Origin of the sequence: Streptomyces sp. AcH 505, from assembly GCF_000818175.1 — a bacterium.
GTDB lineage: Bacteria > Actinomycetota > Actinomycetes > Streptomycetales > Streptomycetaceae > Streptomyces.
Genome location: NZ_JTIY01000001.1, coordinates 228,825 through 230,007, shown reverse-complemented (window position 1 = coordinate 230,007; position 1,183 = coordinate 228,825). Strand labels below are relative to the sequence as shown.

1 protein-coding gene is annotated in these 1,183 nt (G+C 77.0%); it reads left to right on the top strand.

The window, feature by feature from the left end; genetic code table 11:
• Positions 1-173: 173 nt before the first annotated feature.
• Positions 174-1,183: glycogen debranching N-terminal domain-containing protein (locus HY68_RS00920; RefSeq protein ID WP_277816746.1), on the top strand; the 1,010-nt coding region annotated here is incomplete at its 3' end.

The window sequence follows — 1,183 nt, the reverse complement described above, 5'->3', positions numbered from 1 at the left end:
CGCGCGTGACCGTGCGAGCGGGCGCAGCGGGCAGCGCGGGACGAGGAGCGGGCGATGACAGCCGTGACCCGGCCCCCCGAAACCGCGTTCATCGGGGTGGCGGAGTCGTACGAGCCGCGCCGCCGGTCACCCGGCGGCTCACCGGAGCGCACAGAAGGCACAGCTGACCCCAGATGGCTCTCACCGTCCCTCCCACCAGAACCGGACCCTCCCGCGCCGCGCCCCCGGGCGAACTGCCGGCGGCACACCGGGCCCTGCTGTGCGTCGCGCTGCCGTGCCTCGCGGTCTCGGCCGAGCACGGCCAGCTCACCGGCATCGGTCTTGACGGTTTCTACGAGTCGGGCCGAAGGCTCCTGTCGCGCTGTCAGCTCCGGGTCGCCGGGCGCGAACCCGTCGCGTTGCAGGGGCGGCTGGTCGCGGCGGACAAGGCGCGCTTCCTGGCCGTGGTGCGCACGCCCGCGGACACCGGACCCGATCCGGAGATCAGCGTCGAGCGGCTCAGGGACGCCGACGGCACCGAGCGTGTCGTCCTGCGCAGCGCCGCGAAGGCGCCGCGCCGCCTCACGGTGGAGATCGCTTTCGGCACGGATCTGGCGGAGCTCGCGGCCGTCGCGGCAGGCCGGGCCGGACCCGAACTCCCCGCGACCGTCCACACGGCCGGGCTGCGCTGGACGGCCGCCGACGGCCGGTACGCCGTCGTCACGGCCGATCCCGCTCCCGCCGACGCGCTCGCCTCGGCGGGACTGCTGCGCTGGGAGTTCGAACTGCGCCCCGGTATCCCTCGCACCATCGAGCTGCGCGTCCGCTCGGGGCGCCCCGTCCGGCCTGCGAGCAGGACCGGCGGCGTCCCTCTGCCGGAGGCGACGGCGGAGGGGGACGACCCGAGAGTGCGGGCGCTGTTCGCCGCGAGCGTCGGCGATCTGCGGGCGCTCCTGCTGCGGGGCCCCGGCGGGCCCACGGACGTCTACCCCGCCGCCGGGGTCCCGTGGCGGTGCGGACCGCCCTCCGCCGAGGCGCTGTGGGCCGTACGGATGGCGCTCCCGCTCGGTACCCGCCTCGCCGCAGGGACGCTGCGGGCCGTCGCCCGGGGCCAGCTCACCGGAGCGGGGGACGACCGCGGCCGGTTCCCCGGGCCGCTGCGGGACGCGGGGCCGCATCTGCCGCCGAGCTGTACGGGTGTCGA